This is a genomic window from Sporomusa sphaeroides DSM 2875, from assembly GCF_001941975.2.
Taxonomy (GTDB): domain Bacteria; phylum Bacillota; class Negativicutes; order Sporomusales; family Sporomusaceae; genus Sporomusa; species Sporomusa sphaeroides.
On sequence record NZ_CP146991.1, the window covers coordinates 4,158,789 to 4,174,664 of the forward strand.

The 15,876-nt window shown below is 49.0% G+C and carries 12 protein-coding genes; 5 read left to right on the plus strand and 7 right to left on the minus strand.

Translation table 11 applies throughout. The annotated features are described in order from the left end of the window. Positions 1-378 precede the first annotated feature (378 nt). The gene (locus SPSPH_RS19185) at positions 379-1,773 is read right to left on the minus strand and encodes an FMN-binding glutamate synthase family protein (RefSeq protein WP_075757750.1); all 1,395 of its coding nucleotides are present in this window, start codon (positions 1,771-1,773) and stop codon (positions 379-381) included. A 178-nt stretch (positions 1,774-1,951) separates the two neighbouring features. Between SPSPH_RS19185 and SPSPH_RS19190 the strand changes: the two genes are divergently transcribed. Continuing rightward, on the plus strand, positions 1,952-3,562 hold the full coding sequence (locus SPSPH_RS19190) for an IS1182 family transposase (RefSeq protein ID WP_269147940.1): 1,611 nt from the start codon (positions 1,952-1,954) through the stop codon (positions 3,560-3,562). Between the two features lie 186 nt (positions 3,563-3,748). Here SPSPH_RS19190 and SPSPH_RS19195 read toward each other — a convergent pair whose 3' ends face one another. The 4 genes from SPSPH_RS19195 to SPSPH_RS19210 all read right to left on the minus strand — a co-directional run bounded on the left by SPSPH_RS19195 (position 3,749) and on the right by SPSPH_RS19210 (position 7,668). Continuing rightward, positions 3,749-4,345 carry an ECF transporter S component gene (locus SPSPH_RS19195; protein ID WP_075757749.1) on the minus strand — a complete coding sequence of 199 codons (597 nt, stop codon included), beginning with the start codon at positions 4,343-4,345 and terminating at the stop codon, positions 3,749-3,751. A gap of 228 nt (positions 4,346-4,573) precedes the next feature. Continuing rightward, positions 4,574-5,935 carry a C4-dicarboxylate transporter DcuC gene (gene dcuC / locus SPSPH_RS19200; RefSeq protein ID WP_075757748.1) on the minus strand — a complete coding sequence of 454 codons (1,362 nt, stop codon included), beginning with the start codon at positions 5,933-5,935 and terminating at the stop codon, positions 4,574-4,576. Between the two features lie 110 nt (positions 5,936-6,045). Beyond that, positions 6,046-7,140 carry a mandelate racemase/muconate lactonizing enzyme family protein gene (locus tag SPSPH_RS19205; protein ID WP_075757747.1) on the minus strand — a complete coding sequence of 365 codons (1,095 nt, stop codon included), beginning with the start codon at positions 7,138-7,140 and terminating at the stop codon, positions 6,046-6,048. A 186-nt stretch (positions 7,141-7,326) separates the two neighbouring features. Then, positions 7,327-7,668 (minus strand): DUF3870 domain-containing protein, encoded by a 342-nt coding sequence (locus SPSPH_RS19210; protein ID WP_075757746.1) that lies wholly within the window; start codon positions 7,666-7,668, stop codon positions 7,327-7,329. Between the two features lie 283 nt (positions 7,669-7,951). Between SPSPH_RS19210 and SPSPH_RS19215 the strand changes: the two genes are divergently transcribed. The 3 genes from SPSPH_RS19215 to SPSPH_RS19225 are packed head-to-tail and all read left to right on the plus strand — an operon-like array spanning position 7,952 to position 12,405. Further along, positions 7,952-9,703, plus strand: a complete 1,752-nt coding sequence (locus SPSPH_RS19215) for an HD domain-containing phosphohydrolase (RefSeq protein WP_075757745.1) — start codon at positions 7,952-7,954, stop codon at positions 9,701-9,703. Next, a complete protein-coding gene (locus tag SPSPH_RS19220; RefSeq protein WP_075757744.1) occupies positions 9,700-10,071 on the plus strand; it encodes a response regulator transcription factor in 372 nt (123 codons plus the stop codon). The genes SPSPH_RS19215 and SPSPH_RS19220 overlap by 4 nt, the downstream gene beginning before the upstream one ends. A gap of 24 nt (positions 10,072-10,095) precedes the next feature. After that, a complete protein-coding gene (locus SPSPH_RS19225; protein ID WP_075757743.1) occupies positions 10,096-12,405 on the plus strand; it encodes a cache domain-containing protein in 2,310 nt (769 codons plus the stop codon). Positions 12,406-12,452: 47 nt separating this feature from the next. On the opposite strand, the gene SPSPH_RS19230 is transcribed toward SPSPH_RS19225, so the two are convergent. Beyond that, entirely contained in the window at positions 12,453-13,379 is a 927-nt protein-coding gene (locus SPSPH_RS19230) for a Na/Pi cotransporter family protein (RefSeq protein WP_075757742.1), read from the minus strand. Positions 13,380-13,638: 259 nt separating this feature from the next. On the opposite strand from SPSPH_RS19230, the gene SPSPH_RS19235 reads away from it, so the two are divergent. Continuing rightward, a complete protein-coding gene (locus SPSPH_RS19235; RefSeq protein WP_075757741.1) occupies positions 13,639-14,373 on the plus strand; it encodes a glycerophosphodiester phosphodiesterase in 735 nt (244 codons plus the stop codon). 416 nt (positions 14,374-14,789) lie between these two features. Here the strand turns inward: SPSPH_RS19235 and SPSPH_RS19240 are convergent, their stop codons facing one another. Continuing rightward, entirely contained in the window at positions 14,790-15,611 is an 822-nt protein-coding gene (locus SPSPH_RS19240; RefSeq protein ID WP_075757740.1) for an AraC family transcriptional regulator, read from the minus strand. Positions 15,612-15,876: the final 265 nt, after the last annotated feature.

Consider the following 15,876-nt stretch of genomic DNA (forward strand, 5'->3'; position numbering starts at 1 on the left):
TTCCCCCGCTATGTATTATCTGTAAGCGTATTAGGTTTTAACTGTTCACAGCAAGCCTGCTTGCATAAAACAGACAAATTCTTTTATACAGGACTTCCCCTGGTTATTACCATCGTCTTACCATCCCCCTTTAACTTTTTGCATTTATCTATAAAAATGTAACTATTGTATAATATACACGTACTTTACTTCTTCGTCCAGTAAACAAACGAATGTTTTTTGTATACTTTTCCAAAAGTGGATTTTTTAAAAGGAAATTAAAAAAGACGCTTTATTTGCATAATAGCGTCTTAAACTTGCATGATTATTCAATTTTTTATGATTTTTCTGTAAAATGCAAAATATTCGGGCAGTGGCCTGTGAAAACAGTTCCATTGTTTACTGCAATTGTAGTTCTTGCGGTTGATACTGTATGCCTTCAACCGCAGCCGGCTGCCGATACTGCCTGCGGCTGGCGGCATAGCGAATACCGGCAAACTCTGCCAAGTCCCTTTCTACTGATACTAAGTCACTGCGATCCAGGGCTGCTAATGCCTGTTTGCCGACAGCCTGGGCGGCAAGCTGCATTTCCGCAGTGCAGGATCTGAGAAAATTCGCCAGATGGTTAGCAGCCATCTCAACATTCAGTTTATCAGCCAATTGTCCGGTATACATGGCCAATTGGGTAGGCGGAGCCTGCGGCAGGGCTTTTGCCGCCTGAGCCTGCATGGCTGCCATCAGGGCAATTGTGCCGATATATACGGCATCAGCTCCCAGCGCCAGTGCTTTGAGAAAATGTCCCGGCGTTGTCAGTCCGCCTGCAACAATCAGACTAAACCGGGACCTTAGGTTATTCTCTTCCAGCCAATCCACAGTCCGCACAAGTGTATGGAAGGTCGGCAGGCCCACATTGTCTTGCAGGGTGGGGTTAGAGGCAGACGTACCGCCTTCCGAACCATCAACAACAATATAGTCAGCCTGTGTTTGGGCAATAACCGCCAATTCGTATTCGATGTAATCGGTTCCTGCAATCTTTATTCCTACCGGTACATCATATTGCGCTTTCATTTCATTTACCATGGCAATATAGTCTTGTGGCGTTTGTTTACCCGGCATACGGGCATAGACGGTGTTTCCCTGGCCTTCTTCCAAATGCCAGGCTTGCCGCAAATGCCTCCCAATTTTGTCAGCAGCCATAGACTCATCCACAGCTCCGCCCCAGGCCCCCTGGCCTAATTGAATCTCAATAGCATCCAGCCGACTTAGTTGTTCCCGGCCACTTAACTGACCTCCCCGGTGATACTGGCCGATCAGATATCTGGCGGCCTCCCGCTCTTCGTCAGTGACTGCCGATTCTCCGGTATTTGTTGACGTTCCCGCCAGGGCCGCCCCTTGGGCTAAGGCCCGTTTCATCGGCAGACTCAAAGAGCCGCCATAAGACATGCCGGTAATCATAATGGGAATATCCAGTTCTAACGGCCGCTTGGCAGCAGGACCAATTACGGTCTTGGTTGCAACCTGCTTATAGTCAGGATAGGGTAATTGAAACAGCTGTTTGGGATTAAGCAGTACTTTGTCCCATGGCGACAGCACCAGCGGACTGCCTAACGGACGGGTCAGTTCCGTACCCAGTTCGGCACGCATAGCAGCCTCCATCATAGCGCGCGGTGATAATTTTTCAGCCACAGTCACCATCAGAAACGGATTATCCGGATAGTCCTCGGTAAACATTTTCGCCATAGCCTCGTCAGCCATGGGGTCCATCAGTTTCATCATCATCCAGCTTAACAGCATAGGATCACCTCCGTTTTCTCTCAGATAGTCTGCCCATTTTCCCGTATGTAAACCGGCATTATAGTTTTCGCAGCATGAGTACATGCTAAAACGGGGCTGTCGCATTAGGAAAGCCTCACAACAAAAAAATGGCAACCGACAGTAGTCGGGAGCCATTTTTTTGTTGTAAAATCAGTTTGTGCTAACTGAAAAATTACAAGCAAATTATACAACAGATGGAAACATATATCAACTAGTCTTACCCATGGACATCGGAGATATAATCCCGGCAGATGATTCGGTGCGACTACTCAGCGCGGTATTGGAAAGGATGGATTACAGCAAATTAGAGGCCGCGTACTCCCGTCTGGGCAGAATCGAGAGATCACCGAAACGTCTATTCAAAATCCTGGTCTATGGCTACATGAACGGCATCTATTCCAGCCGTAAGCTCGAACAGGCCTGTCGGCGGGATGTGAACTTCATCTATTTGTTGGGACGGGAAAAAGCCCCCGATCACGCGACTATTGCCCGGTTTCGCAGTGAACGACTGACTGAGGTGATAGACGACCTGTTCGCCCAGCTTGTCGGACAGTTGGCCGATGCAGGTGAATTGTCACTGTCGAGCGTATTTATCGACGGCACCAAGCTGGAGGCCAATGCCAACCGCTACAGCTTTGTCTGGAAGAAATCAACACAAAGCAATGAACAAAAGATGCAGGCCAAAATGAAAGTACAATTGCCGGTCCTTGCAGCAAAGCTGGGACTGCGCTTTCACGTCGGCCAGAAGATCAAAGCCAAAGACCTGAAAAAGCTGCGCAAACAGCTCAAAGTGCTGCAGGCGCGACAAGGCATCGTCTTTGTTAACGGTAAGGGGCAGCGTAAAAGTGTGCTGCAGCGGGCGGTGGAAACGGTGGAACAATACCTTCTCCGACAGAAAAAATATGACGACTACAACCACAGCTTCGGGGAACGCAACAGCTTTTCCAAAACCGACCGCGACGCCACGTTCCTGCGGATGAAAGAAGACCACATGAAAAACGGGCAGTTAAAGCCCGGCTACAATGCCACCTTGGCAGTGGATGCCGAATATATCGTAGGTGCCACTATCACTCAGGAGCGAAGCGACAGCCAGACCTTAATTCCAATGCTCAAGAAGCTTCAGGGATTGGGCTATACCAAGCCGGTAGCAGACGCAGGCTTTGAGAGCGAGGAAAACTACACCTGGTGCGAAGAAAACAAACTAACCGCGTTCATTAAACCGGCCAATTATGAAAAGGCCAAAACCCGCAAGTACAAGAGCGATATCGGCAGGCGGGAAAATATGCCCTACGCTGAGAGCAGTGACAGCTATCGCTGCCACAAGGGCCACCCAATCCGGGCGGCATATGAGAAAAAGACCCGGTCTAAGGCGGGCTATGCCATTGTGACAACAGTCTACACCTGCACCGAGTGTGCCGGCTGTGAGCATAAGGCCCAATGCATCAAAGGGAAAAGCAAGACACCGCTTGAAGAGAGGAGCAAGAACCTGTATGTATCCAAAACCTTTCTCCGACAAAGGCGGCAAATGCAGGAGCGTATCCAAAGCAAAGCAGGCATCCTGCTGCGCCTAAACCGTTCCATTCAGGTAGAGGGAGCCTTTGGGGTACTCAAACAGGACATGGGCTTCCGGCGATTTCTGCTGAGGAGCAGCATCAAAGTGCAGACGGAATTTCTCTTACTGTGTATGGGGTACAACCTAAACAAACTCCACAACAAGATCCAAAAGGACCGGTGTGGAACCTATTTACATATTCCTAAAACAGCCTGACAAGCATATACATATTTTTTCTTAGGGGGAAAGCTTTCCTCTGTTTTGTCATGCCCATAAGCCCGCCAGTGGGTTTATTTTTCTGCGTTTGTCTGCCTGTTTCTTGCCTGTTTACTCAAAAAAAGGGCGTCGCTTTGCGTTTTTTTGAAAAAACGTTTTGCGACAGCCCCTTTGCTGCAACGGGTATTAATTTTTCTGCCGTTTTTTAATCGCCAGGACAATGGGTACCGTTATAGCCGTGGCAATGATTGCCTCCGGGACACCATTAACCAGGGCAATACCGTAAATCACCTGGGCTGCCGCTTCCAGGCTAATGCCTCGTGCGGTAGCAAATTGAGCGGCATATAACACATATATCATGGTCAGCACACCAAAGGTGTTAGTGAGCGAGCCTACCACGGCCCCTACACCAATGCGCACACCCTCGCGCTCACTCCGCGTCCACTTATAGGCATAATACGCGGTAACACCGATAAGTACACGGGGCAGCACCGACACCAAAGGATTGATAAAGGCAAAGGAAAGAATATTCGGTGTGGTTATACTCTGAATAATGCTGAACAGGCCAAACAGTAAGCCAATCATAGCACCGACCAGCGGTCCTTCTAAAATAGCGCCGATAATGACCGGGATTTGCATAATGGTAGCCTTGGCCGTAGGCAGCGGGATGAAGCCAAAACCGGATAACCCCAGCATGATCGAGATAGCCGCCAGCATGCCGATAATAGCAATCTGACGTACACCAAATTTGCCTGCCGAACGCAGGGATTGCGTCTTTTCCATTTTCATTACCTCCGTTCTTATTCCGCTCCGGGATATAAGTCGTTTTTTGTTTGTGCTCACTTGCCCGCCAGTCCGGTTTCCAGGAATACCGGCTATCATGACGGAACTGTTTTGCTCCGCTTACATGTTACCACAACTGAAATAAATTTGCATAGGTTTTTTTCTCAATAATTAAAGCCGGAATTTTTCGATTTCTCAACCGCTTTTGCCGGTTGCTCTTCAAACCCTCTAATAGAAAAGCCAAAAGTTAGCAACGATAATAACCAGCAAAGCTCCCAGCATAGGAATAGCCGTGCGTTTCACCAAATCGAAGGGTGATACCCCGCCCATGCTTGAGGAAACTACGATAACAGCAGTAATCGGCGAGATTGCGCGGGCGGCACTTGCGGCAAAATGCATCGGCAGCAGCATTACAACCGGTGCCACCGACATTTTTGCGGCAACGGTCGGCGTCAAGGCCGCAAAGGCAAAGAAAGGTGCATTACCGGAGCCCATAACAACGGAGGCAACGGCAATAATGCCTACCATAACAAGAATCATACCGGCTGCACCAAAACCGGAAGATTGAGCCGAAGCGATAATCGCGTCAATGGTTCCAATTGTCATAAGTCCTTTGGCAAAAGTTTCACCGGCTACAATCAGGGTAATAACATTGGCCATTTGCATACCAAGACCGTCAAAAAAAGATTGTACATCGGCAAAAACTTTTTTGCCGTCCCGGTGGCGAATATATTCAAAAATCATGCCGATAGCTACGCCAATAAACATGGCTTTGATAATATCCATCTTAATCCAGCTGATCCACAAACTGCTAAACACCAGAATAAGTGCCAGCGGCAAGGCAGGCAGTATGGCGTAAATCATCGGCGGGGTATCTTCCTCTGTCTCGGTTGCCGCTAATTCTGTTGCCTGTACAACATGTCCGTCACGCTTATCAAGCCATTTTTGTACAAAATAGTGAAGTACTGCCACAACCGGTATTACGGCGATGGCAATCGGAATCTGATAATTAGTCCAGTATAGGACAGGATCAAGTCCTGCCGTGGTGGCTGACAGAATGGTACCGGTATCACTGGGGCTCCAGTCCAGACAAAGTGTGGTCGCAATAACAGCAGTAGCCGACAAGCGGCTGACACCAAGGCTGATAAGTACGGGAAAAACGGTAACCATCAGCAACATAGCCAAGCCTGAGGCACTGTTGATACATAAGCCTAAAAACATTCCAACTACCCACGCACCGGCCATAACCAGATAGGGAGAGCGAAGTGCCAGCAATGGTCTGATTGTCAACTTAACAAGCGCCTTACTGGCGCCAATATGGTCCATATAGCGGGCAAAACCGCCAACCGCCATAATATTGAGACCAAGGCCGGCCGCCCGGGAACTCATTGTCTGCTTAATAAATTCGAAAGCATCAAACAGAACAGAGCCGGTGCTGCTCTTTGCCGGCAAAATTTCGCCAAGCCCCAGCATAACGGCTGTAAACATGAGAATTAGCCCAGCCATAAACAGCACAGGCTGTGGCTTATATTTTTTGACGATCAGAAAACCAACCCAAAAAGTGACGAGTAAAGAAATCACAATACCCATAAAATTGCCTCCTTATACATTTTCAAAGTACTCAGATCAACCATGCCACGAAAAAGCCTCTCCTCCTTTCGTCAGCCAAATTCCACCGCGCTGCGAGCGGCTAAGCCGCATCAACTCCTGATTTCCTGCCAGCCAAGCACATCGGTAATCCCCAATCCCGGCGCCTCGGGAAGGATAAGCTGATTTTTCGCAAAGCTTACACCACCGACAACCGGATCCTCAGCCAGCAGCACGGCAGCATCCAAATCGGCCCTGCTGATAATTTTTTTCCCGGCTGCCAGACTGGCAGCAGCGCTAATTCCCACCTTGCTCTCCAGCATACAGCCCATCATGCACGGAACATTAAGCGTCTCAGCCATGCCGGCAATCTTAACAGCCTGGTGCAAACCACCTGCTTTCATTAATTTAATATTAAGCAAATCACAGGCTCCCATGGCCAGCAGTTGAAAGACTTCGTAGGGCCCGAAGGCCGATTCATCGGCCATGATATCTGTTGCTACCCGGTCTGTTACATATTTAAGTCCGTTAAAATCATGGGCTTTTACCGGTTGCTCAATAAGTTCAATATCCAGACCCAAAGCCTCGAATTTGCGAATGGCTCTCACGGCTTCTTTGGGCGCCCAGCCCTGGTTGGCATCAAGACGCAGCTTAATGTCACTGCCGACAGCTTCGCGAATGGCTTGCACCCGTTTAATATCCAGCGCAGCGTCAGTGCCAACCTTTAGCTTCAGTTCAGTGTAACCTGCCGCCACCGCCTCCAGGGCATCACGCACCATTTCTTCCGGAGCATTAACACTAATGGTCAAATCGGTGGTAATAACATTCCGGTAGCCGCCAAATAACTTATACAGTGGCATATCATGCAGTTTGCCGAATAAATCGTAAACAGCAATATCCATTGCCGCCTTGGCAGAACTATTATGCAGCATCGATGTATCAATAGCTGTCATAATCTGTTCCAGATTGTCAACCTCCATACCTATTACTCTTGGCCCAATGGTGTCACGAATGGCAGCAATAATGGAGTCCTGACTGTCGCCGGTAATGACTGCTGTCGGCGGTGCATTCCCAAACCCAATTTCCCCATTGTCAGCTATTACCTTAATAATAATGTCTTCGGCAAAATCCACTTGGCGGAGAGCCGTTTTAAAAGTCTTTTTAAGTGGAATACATACCTTGCCAATTTTGATATCTGCAATTTTCACTGTTTACATTCCTCCAGAATACTGATTATCAGGTAAAAACGACAAAAATCCAGCAAAACAAAACCTTCCTATTTGAAGGATTATCTTGCTGGATCTTGTTTACGATTGCGCCCAGCGTGACTTTCTGCTGGCATGCGCAAATAAACAAAGCAGCCTTATTTACTACTGTCAGGCATTTGAGGCAGCCTATTCGTTGAGATCAATCATAAGACCATTCATTATCCGGAAAAATTTCTTTTGCGCATCCTTGTAAGCTACCAGAATAGCTTTTTGCGATGACCCGAAATACCTATTTTCGACATGTTGTTTAATGGCCTGAAAATCATCAGACAAGCTCTTACCGGTAAACAAACTGCAAATAAACTCGGCGGTGACAGCAATTGTCGCCGAACTGCCGCAGGTAATAATCTCACCGGTTTCCCGGTCAACAACAAAACCGATAAAGAATTGTCCATATTGTTGCGTAATTGGGTTATTTTGCGGCGACTTGGAATTGCCAACGATATATATGGTATTTTCGGCAAACATACTCTTGTCTCCATATGGGCTTTTATCAAGCCCCTTCTATATAGAAGATATTAAATTATCCAACTACTTATTCGCGAAAATTGCCGATTTTCCTTTCTCCCGCAAAATAGATTTTTACAGTTAGAAGCTGCTTGAGAATGGATGCTTTTTCTTTATTCCTGCAAATCTTTTTTGCTTTATTATAAAAAACAATGAATCCTTAGAGGTAAAATCTTCATCAAGTAGAAATATTTAACTACGGCATAGGATAACAAAATATTCTGGATAAAGGGGCTGTCCGTGGATGAATCCTCTTTCGACCACTAAACTCAACCGGCTGTTGGACAAGCATTTCCTCCGGCAGCTGCTGGATCATACTCACTGGATTCCATCACCTGTCAGTATTGAAATTTATGATAGCAACGATACTCTGTTTTTTACATACGGTGAAGCAACCGCTTGCGGCCCTGTCTGCCAAAGTCCGATTGTTATCGATAATCAAACCATCGGTATCATCCGTATCCAAAGTATGCAGCCGTCAGACAGCCCCGCCAAGTTCTGGGGGCTGTTGCTTTCCAGCCTGGCGCAGGCGCAATGGGAGCGCCGCTGTATTACCCAGGACAGTCTGACCCGTTACCGGGAGCTGGCACTGCTTTACCAGTTAGGCGACAAACTGGATTCCTGCCTTGATCCTGCTGAGCTGGCAGAAATCGTCCTGTCGGAAGTTCACCGCTTCATCAGAGCCCAGGCCGGTTCGCTGCTGCTGGTCTGCCCTTACACCGAGAAGCTGTCAGTCGTGGCAAGCTATGACTCTGGTGAAACCGGCGGCCAGCTTACCCCGGCTGCCAGCCGGCTGGCCCATCTGGTCTTTGCTACCGGCAAACCGGAAGTGATTGATGATGCCCGGCTGGACCCCCGCCTGGCAGCCGCTTCCCGCGGCTGGGAACCGCTGTTGTGTGTCCCCCTCAAGATTGACAACCGTATTCTGGGGGTACTTAATTTGGGCTACAAAGCCGGAGAATTCTGTTTTTCCGCGGCCGATATGAAACTGACAGAAGTCATCGCCGCCCAGGCAGCCAAAGCCTTTGAAACAGCCCGGTTGTTTAAGGAAATGGAAAACATGGCCTATGCCATCATCCTGGCGGCAGGCGCTACCATTGACGAGCGCGATGCCTGTACCGCCGGTCACTCAACCAGAGTGGCCGCCATTTCCCTGGCCATTGCCACCAAATTGAACCAAATGCGCGAAGCCTCGCCAGCCATCAAAAAAGAACTGCCATTTATCAAGCTCCAGGAGATTAAATATGCCGCCTTGCTGCACGATATCGGCAAAATCGGTGTACCGGAAGCCGTACTGACCAAGCGAACGCGGCTTTCCCAGGATAGAATGCTGACAATCAGAACCCGGTTCGATTTTATTACGGCAACTACTGGTCAAAGTCTGGACGAAGAGTTCTCACTACTCGCCGCACTAAATGAACTCCACAGTCTGTCGCCTGCTGATTCCCAATCTGTCAGGAACCTTGCCTGCAGAAAATATACCGATCTGTCGGGAGACCTTCAGCCCTTTTTGCTGCCTGAGGAAGCAGAGGCCCTGTGTGTGCCTCGCGGCAACTTAATTGAACAAGAATTTCGGCAAATCCAAAGCCATGCCGAAAAGAGCTACAAAATTCTGAAACAAATACCCTTTCCGGCTCATTTACACCGCATTCCCTATATCGCCTATCAACACCATGAACGTTTGAACGGCAGCGGTTATCCTAACGGCTTACTGACAGAAGAAATACTGCTCGAAGCCAAGATAATCAGCGTAGCCGATGTCTTTGAAGCGCTCACGGCGTCAGACCGCCCGTACCGTACTCCTGTAGGTACGGAAAAAGCGTTGGAAATCTTGTTTGCCGAAGCCCAGGCCGGCCATTTGGACAGGCTGGTTGTTGACACACTGGCAACTCTCGTAACAGGCAACCCGCAATGGTGGAACACCCTTATCGCCCCCTTACCGGGCACCAAACCTAAAACCGGCGCCAAGCTGCCATTTGAGGAGGAGCAAGTGTGAACAACAAGAAAATACTGATTGTCGATGACGAACCCCATATCAGGGCCTTATTGGAACAAACGCTGGAATCACTGGAAGACAATGGCACAGAACTGCTTTTTGCCAAAGATGGCGAAGAGGGGCTTGCCATGGCCTTACACCATCTGCCGGAAATTATTTTCCTTGACATTATGATGCCAAAAATGAACGGTTACGACGCCTGCCGGCAAATCAAGCAGCAAACCTCCAGTTATGTCGTGCTGCTAACCGCCAAAGGGCAGGAAACCGACAGGCAAAAAGGCTTGGAGGCCGGAGCCGATGAGTACATTTTCAAACCCTTTGATCCTGATGCGGTCTTGCTCAAAGCCATAAAACTGCTTAACAGGTGATTTTTTGCAGGGGAGGAATACGCTATGCCACATTCTATCAGGTGGCGGTTCATTACCTTCATCAGCCTGGCAGTCATTTTAGGCTGCTTAATCACGGCATTATGGACGACATATCAAATCCGCCAGGAAACCGAACTGGTAGCCGTCGAAAAAGTCAAAACCGATTCCACTTTGGCTGCCACACTGCTGGACAGCCGCTTTCCCGGTTCCTGGCAGGTGCGGAACGGAAAACTCTACAAAGGCGACACCTTGATTAATGAAAATTTTTTCTTTGTCGATGAAGTAGAGCAGCAAACCGGGGATACTTGTTCGATTTTTCTCGGCGATACCCGGGTTGCCACCACTATCGCCCGCGACGGTAAACGGGCTGTCGGCACCAAAGTTTCACCCGAAGTGGCCCAGGTGGTCCTGGGAGATGGCCGGGAGTTTGTCGGTGAAGCCAATGTCGTCGGCATTAAATACCAGACAGTCTACCGGCCGCTGAAAAATGACTCCGGTCAAATTATCGGCATATGGTATGTCGGCGCTAATAAAGGCTTTGTGGATACCATTATGCAAGATACCCTGCGGCATGTCGGCCTGGCCTTTTTCATGGGCTGGCTGGTTATCGTGTCTGTTGTCTGGTTTCTTACCACTTCCCTGACCCAACCACTGGCTTCACTGGGCAAAGCCGCCAATCGCCTGGCTGCCGGCGACCTGGATACAGAAATTGTTATCCACACCAAAGACGAGATTGCCTTTCTCGCCCAGGCATTTGATCAGATGCGGAAAAAACTCCGCATCAATAATCACAACCTGGAATCCCTGGTCAACGAACGCACCCTTGAGCTGCAGCAGGCTTATGCCGAACTGAAACAGCTGGACGAGTTAAAATCCAGCTTTCTTTCCACCGTTTCCCATGAGCTTAGAACCCCGCTGACCTCGGTACTCGGTTTTGCAAAAATCATTCAGAAAAAGCTGAATGAGGTGATATTTCCCCAGGTACCGGCCGATGACCGCCGCACAGTCAAAACCATGCAGCAAATAACAAGCAATATCGATATTATCGTGACCGAAGGCGAGCGGTTAACCAACCTGATCAACGATGTACTCGATCTGGCAAAAATGGAATCCGGCAAAGTGGAATGGAAAACCGAAGCCCTGTCACTGCCGGACCTCATAGAGCGGGCGATTAAGAACTCCGAATCCCTATGGTCGTCAAAGCCGAACCTCACCGTCACCGTTGATATCTCCGGCAAATTGCCGCCGGTTATGGGTGACCACGACAGATTGCTCCAGGTAATGCTTAACCTCATTTCCAATGCCGTTAAATTTACCGAAGCCGGCTCCATTGTCTGCCGTGCCAAACATACGGAAAACCAGATCATTGTCAGTGTTACCGATACCGGCAGCGGCATAGCCCCTGAAGCCCAGGCAATTATCTTTGAAAAATTTAAGCAAATCGGTGATACCCTTACTGAAAAACCCAAGGGGACAGGCTTGGGACTGCCTATTTGCAAACAGATTATCGAACACCATGGCGGAAAAATCTGGCTCAAAAGCAAGCCCGGAGTCGGCAGCAGCTTTTTCTTTACCCTGCCAGCCTCTGCCCAGGCAGTACCGGCAATTGCCAGCCCCGGCGAGGAAGCCCCGTCCGAGCAGGCGAACGGCTCTGCACCGGCCGTGAAACCTACTCCGGGGAAAACCAAAACCATTCTTATTGTCGACGACGATTCCAGCATACGGGCCCTGCTGGCCCAGGAGCTGGAAGGAGCCGGCTATCAGGTAATCGAAGCCGCCGACGGCCTCCATGCACTGGATATCGTCTACAACGCCATTAAGTATCAAGGCCTGATCCCGGATCTGATTGTCCTCGATGTAATGATGCCCAAGATGAGTGGTTTCGACGTGGCCGCCGCCTTCAAAACCAATCCCGATACCATGCATATCCCCATTGTGATTCTCTCAGCCATGGAAAACCAGCGGCGCAGTTCGCTGATCGGCGTTGACCGTTATCTCACCAAACCGGTAAATATGGATCTGCTCTTACAGGAAATCACGGCCCTGATTGCCCTCGGCAATTCATACAAAAACATTGTGGTGGTTAATGACGATCAAGCCACCCTCAAACACCTGACTGCCGCCTTCACCGCCAACGGCTTTGCTGTCTGCAGCACAGCTGACAGCCACGAATCCATCCTCAAAGCCATGGCGGAAAAACCGGGGGTGATTATTATCGGCAGCCTGCTGGCCGAACAATGCGGTATTTTTCAGTCCCTGCGCCAGGAAAAAGGCTTCGAAAACGTCCATTTCTTCCTGCTGGCCAAGCTTACGGCCAAAGAAAACACCGGGTAACAGAAAAATGCCCTGTTTGCCATCCACACATGGCAAACAGGGCTCTTTTATTTGATTCTGGCCTTGGGTTCCGGAATCAACAGTAGAATCAGGCCGGCAAACCGGTTGAAAAAGGGCAGCACCAGCAGCGAAGACAACACGTTAAATATCGTATGAATGGCCGCAACCTGGCTGCTGAAATCTGTGGCCCACCAGCCGGCAACGGCAATCAGCAGCCCTGTCGCCGGAAAGAAAACCGCGGCTCCCGCCACATTGAGCAGAATATGCGACAAGGCAACCTGCCTGGCCGCAGTAGGCGCGGCAGCGCTGAAAACAATGGAAGATATACAGGAACCGATATTATTGCCATATACCACATAGGCGGCGGTCGTGATATCAACAAGCCCCCTGTCGGTCATCAGCATCAGGAGAGCCGTAGCGGCACTGCTGGATTGGAATACCGTCGTCGCAAGCACCCCGCCCCAGATGCCGTACAACGGCTGTTCCCGGGCCAGGACCAGATACTGGCTCATGGCCTGAAGCTGTGTCATGGCAGAAATGCCGGTAACCAGCAAATCGACCCCGGCCAGCATGCCAAACAGTCCGGCACACGCCAAGCTCACATATCTTAGCTTGCGGAACACACACAGCAGAACGGAAAGCAGCAGCAGCGGCAGCAGATACTCCAGCGGTACAGCCATATTCACCAGTTGTACGGTAGAGCAGGTGCCGATATTGGCTCCAAGCACAATCCCCAGCGCCTGCCGGAAAGTCATATAATCGGCACCGACAAGTCCGATGGTGATCAGACAGACGGTGGTGCTGCTTTGCAGCAGGGCGGCAGCAACGGCTCCCAGCACCAGACCGCGCCAGGGAGTGTTTGTCAGCCTGGCTAATGCCGCCTGTAATTGATGCCACAAGGCTTTCTTCAAACCATAGCGCATGACGAAAATACCGCCCAGCAGCATACCGATTCCCAGTAAGACATGGCTCATATTTTACCCTCCAACATACAGTTGCCCTTAACACCATATGTCGGCAGCCGGTGCTATATGAAATCCAATTCAGATTTTCTATTAGATTTGACACCAACAGCAAATACCCATGCGCGCGCAAAATTAACTTATTCCCGCATAGCAATATTATGGTAAAATTAGTTATAACCGCTGATAGGGTAATGAGCGGCAACGGAGATATGGTCTATAATATAAGCCTCCGCTTATACCCGTAAGTCGCGAAACGAGGAGTGTTACCATGCTCATTTATGCGCACCGTGGTGCCCGGGGTTATGCCCCGGAAAACACCATGGCGGCTTTTCGTCAGGCGCTTGCCTGTAAGGCTGATGGGATTGAGCTTGACGTTCAGTTAACCAAAGACCGTCAGCTTGTAATTTGTCATGACCACTCTATTGACCGTACCAGTAATGGCTCCGGCTGGATCAAAAATTTCACGTTAGCCGAACTCAAAGCACTGGACTTCGGGTCCTGGTTTGCTCCGGCCTTTGCCGGTGAGCCCATTCCCACTTTGGAGGAATTTTGCCGGTGGTATGTAACTACACCGCTGCTGTTAAATATTGAAATCAAAAATGGCCCTGTTGTTTATAAAGGAATCGAAGAGCAAATGATCTACCTGCTGAAGCGTATTTGCCCTAAAGATTTTGATTTGTATAACCGCGTTATAATCTCCTCTTTCTATCATCCGTCATTAGTTAAAATTAAACAAATCGACAACCGGGTTAAAACTGGGGTCTTATTTGCCGACCATCCTGTGAATGTCCTCAGCCTGATTAAACAAACAAACGCCGACTACCTCCATCCACACTGGCATTACCTCAACCGGAACTGGATTGAGGCAGCCCATGAAGCAGGCATCGGCGTTAACAGTTATACGATAAATACACAGGAAGAATTTGATTTTAGCTGTGCGCAGAATATCGACGGCCTGTTTAGTGATTATCCCGACCGGTTTACCGGTTCACGGATACCGTGACCAGACATGGCAAGCGCCGGCAGTTTCTGGGGCTAATTCTTTTTCGGAACAGCCGCAATATATACGCTGCTCAATTCATATGTGGATAAATAGTAGAATTAATGCTGCCAGTTTGCTTCCTCGCACATATTTACATATTATTCCTTACGTTTTTAGACTTATCTTCTCACAATTTGATTTAAGAAGCAAAATGACTGTCCCCCCTGCTTGTCCCCTTGCTTCCCTCTTGTTTCTCCAGCATTAGGCATTTTTGAAGTTGAAGTGGATAAACTTAAAACAATTAAGTAATTTTCCCGGCCATTGCGCCGGGCTTATTTTTTTGTGCATCAATCCCCTTTGATGCTACTTGCCAGACCACTACCCTGGGGTGGTAGAAGCCTGCCGGACAAGTCAAGCAGACCCGGTGTGCCGGAAGCTCAGGAGCGGCAGCTGGCCGGGCGCAGTGTACTGGGAGAAAAGCCTGTACGTTTTTTGAATAGCTTACTGAAATAATAAGGGTCGGAGTAACCTACGCAAGCGGAAATATCCGTGACAGAGCAGGCTGTGGTATACAACATCTCGCGGGCACGCCGCACCCGGTGTTCAATCAGATATTCAAGCGGCGCCATACCGATATGCTTTTGAAACAAATAGGCAAACTGTTTGCTGTTTAAACCATACTTTCTGGCCAATTTAGCCACAGTGAGCGGTTCCATGTAATGCTGCTTAATATATTCTACAGCCTGCTCCACCAGTTCCCGGCCCGGTTCGCTGTGGCGGCTGCCGGCGCAGGTCAGGCTTTCATCCAGAATGCTCAGAAACAGCGAGTGGGCCTGCAACGCCGACAAATTGCCGGGCGTTGTGCAGACATCATACAAGCGCTGCAGCAAATCATGAATACGCGGACTGTAGCCTGTATCAATCTGATAATGGGAAAATGCCTGGGGAAACTCGTTTTTGGCACTGTTGTCCACCTGATAATGGATGACCATATAATTCCATTCAGCACTCCCCACAACTTCTTTGTCCATTGATATATTCGGACCGCCGTGAAAAATTTTCCCCGGTTCCATCGTATAGGGCACACCGTCAAAAAACATTCTCGCCCGCCCCCTTAGGGGGAAAATCAAACCCGAGACCGGCGGCGTAAACATGCCAAAACATCTCCCCCCCGGCGGCACAATCGCTCTGACCACATCAACAATTTGGAATCTATTGCGGGTAAAGTTTCCCGCTAACTGATTAATATCCACATGCATTTTTTTCCCTCCCTGCTCACCTGTGGTCCTCTTTGCTATCCATATTTATTGGCAGGCAGTAACACCTGCAGCGTTTATTATAAATATAATGGCCAGATAGTAAATGATAATCAATATCATCTATTATAACTATAGTAATTTTAGCAGTGGATGTCAAACCTTTTGGCAACTGGAATGCGGCTGTTTTGGCAATATCTCCATTTACTCAGCTTTTTACCTGAAATTTCGCCGTTTATTTTAGCCTTTTACTTGGAATCTCTCCATT

What these genes read in the sequence shown, in the direction of transcription:
- SPSPH_RS19235 (WP_075757741.1), top strand. Translation starts at nt 13,639, where the DNA reads ATGCTCATTTATGCGCACCGTGGTGCCCGGGGTTATGCCCCGGAAAAC.
- SPSPH_RS19185 (WP_075757750.1), bottom strand. Translation starts at nt 1,773, where the DNA reads ATGCTGTTAAGCTGGATGATGATGAAACTGATGGACCCCATGGCTGAC.
- SPSPH_RS19210 (WP_075757746.1), bottom strand. Translation starts at nt 7,668, where the DNA reads ATGTTTGCCGAAAATACCATATATATCGTTGGCAATTCCAAGTCGCCG.
- dcuC (WP_075757748.1), bottom strand. Translation starts at nt 5,935, where the DNA reads ATGGGTATTGTGATTTCTTTACTCGTCACTTTTTGGGTTGGTTTTCTG.
- SPSPH_RS19230 (WP_075757742.1), bottom strand. Translation starts at nt 13,379, where the DNA reads ATGAGCCATGTCTTACTGGGAATCGGTATGCTGCTGGGCGGTATTTTC.
- SPSPH_RS19215 (WP_075757745.1), top strand. Translation starts at nt 7,952, where the DNA reads ATGAATCCTCTTTCGACCACTAAACTCAACCGGCTGTTGGACAAGCAT.
- SPSPH_RS19195 (WP_075757749.1), bottom strand. Translation starts at nt 4,345, where the DNA reads ATGGAAAAGACGCAATCCCTGCGTTCGGCAGGCAAATTTGGTGTACGT.
- SPSPH_RS19225 (WP_075757743.1), top strand. Translation starts at nt 10,096, where the DNA reads ATGCCACATTCTATCAGGTGGCGGTTCATTACCTTCATCAGCCTGGCA.
- SPSPH_RS19240 (WP_075757740.1), bottom strand. Translation starts at nt 15,611, where the DNA reads ATGCATGTGGATATTAATCAGTTAGCGGGAAACTTTACCCGCAATAGA.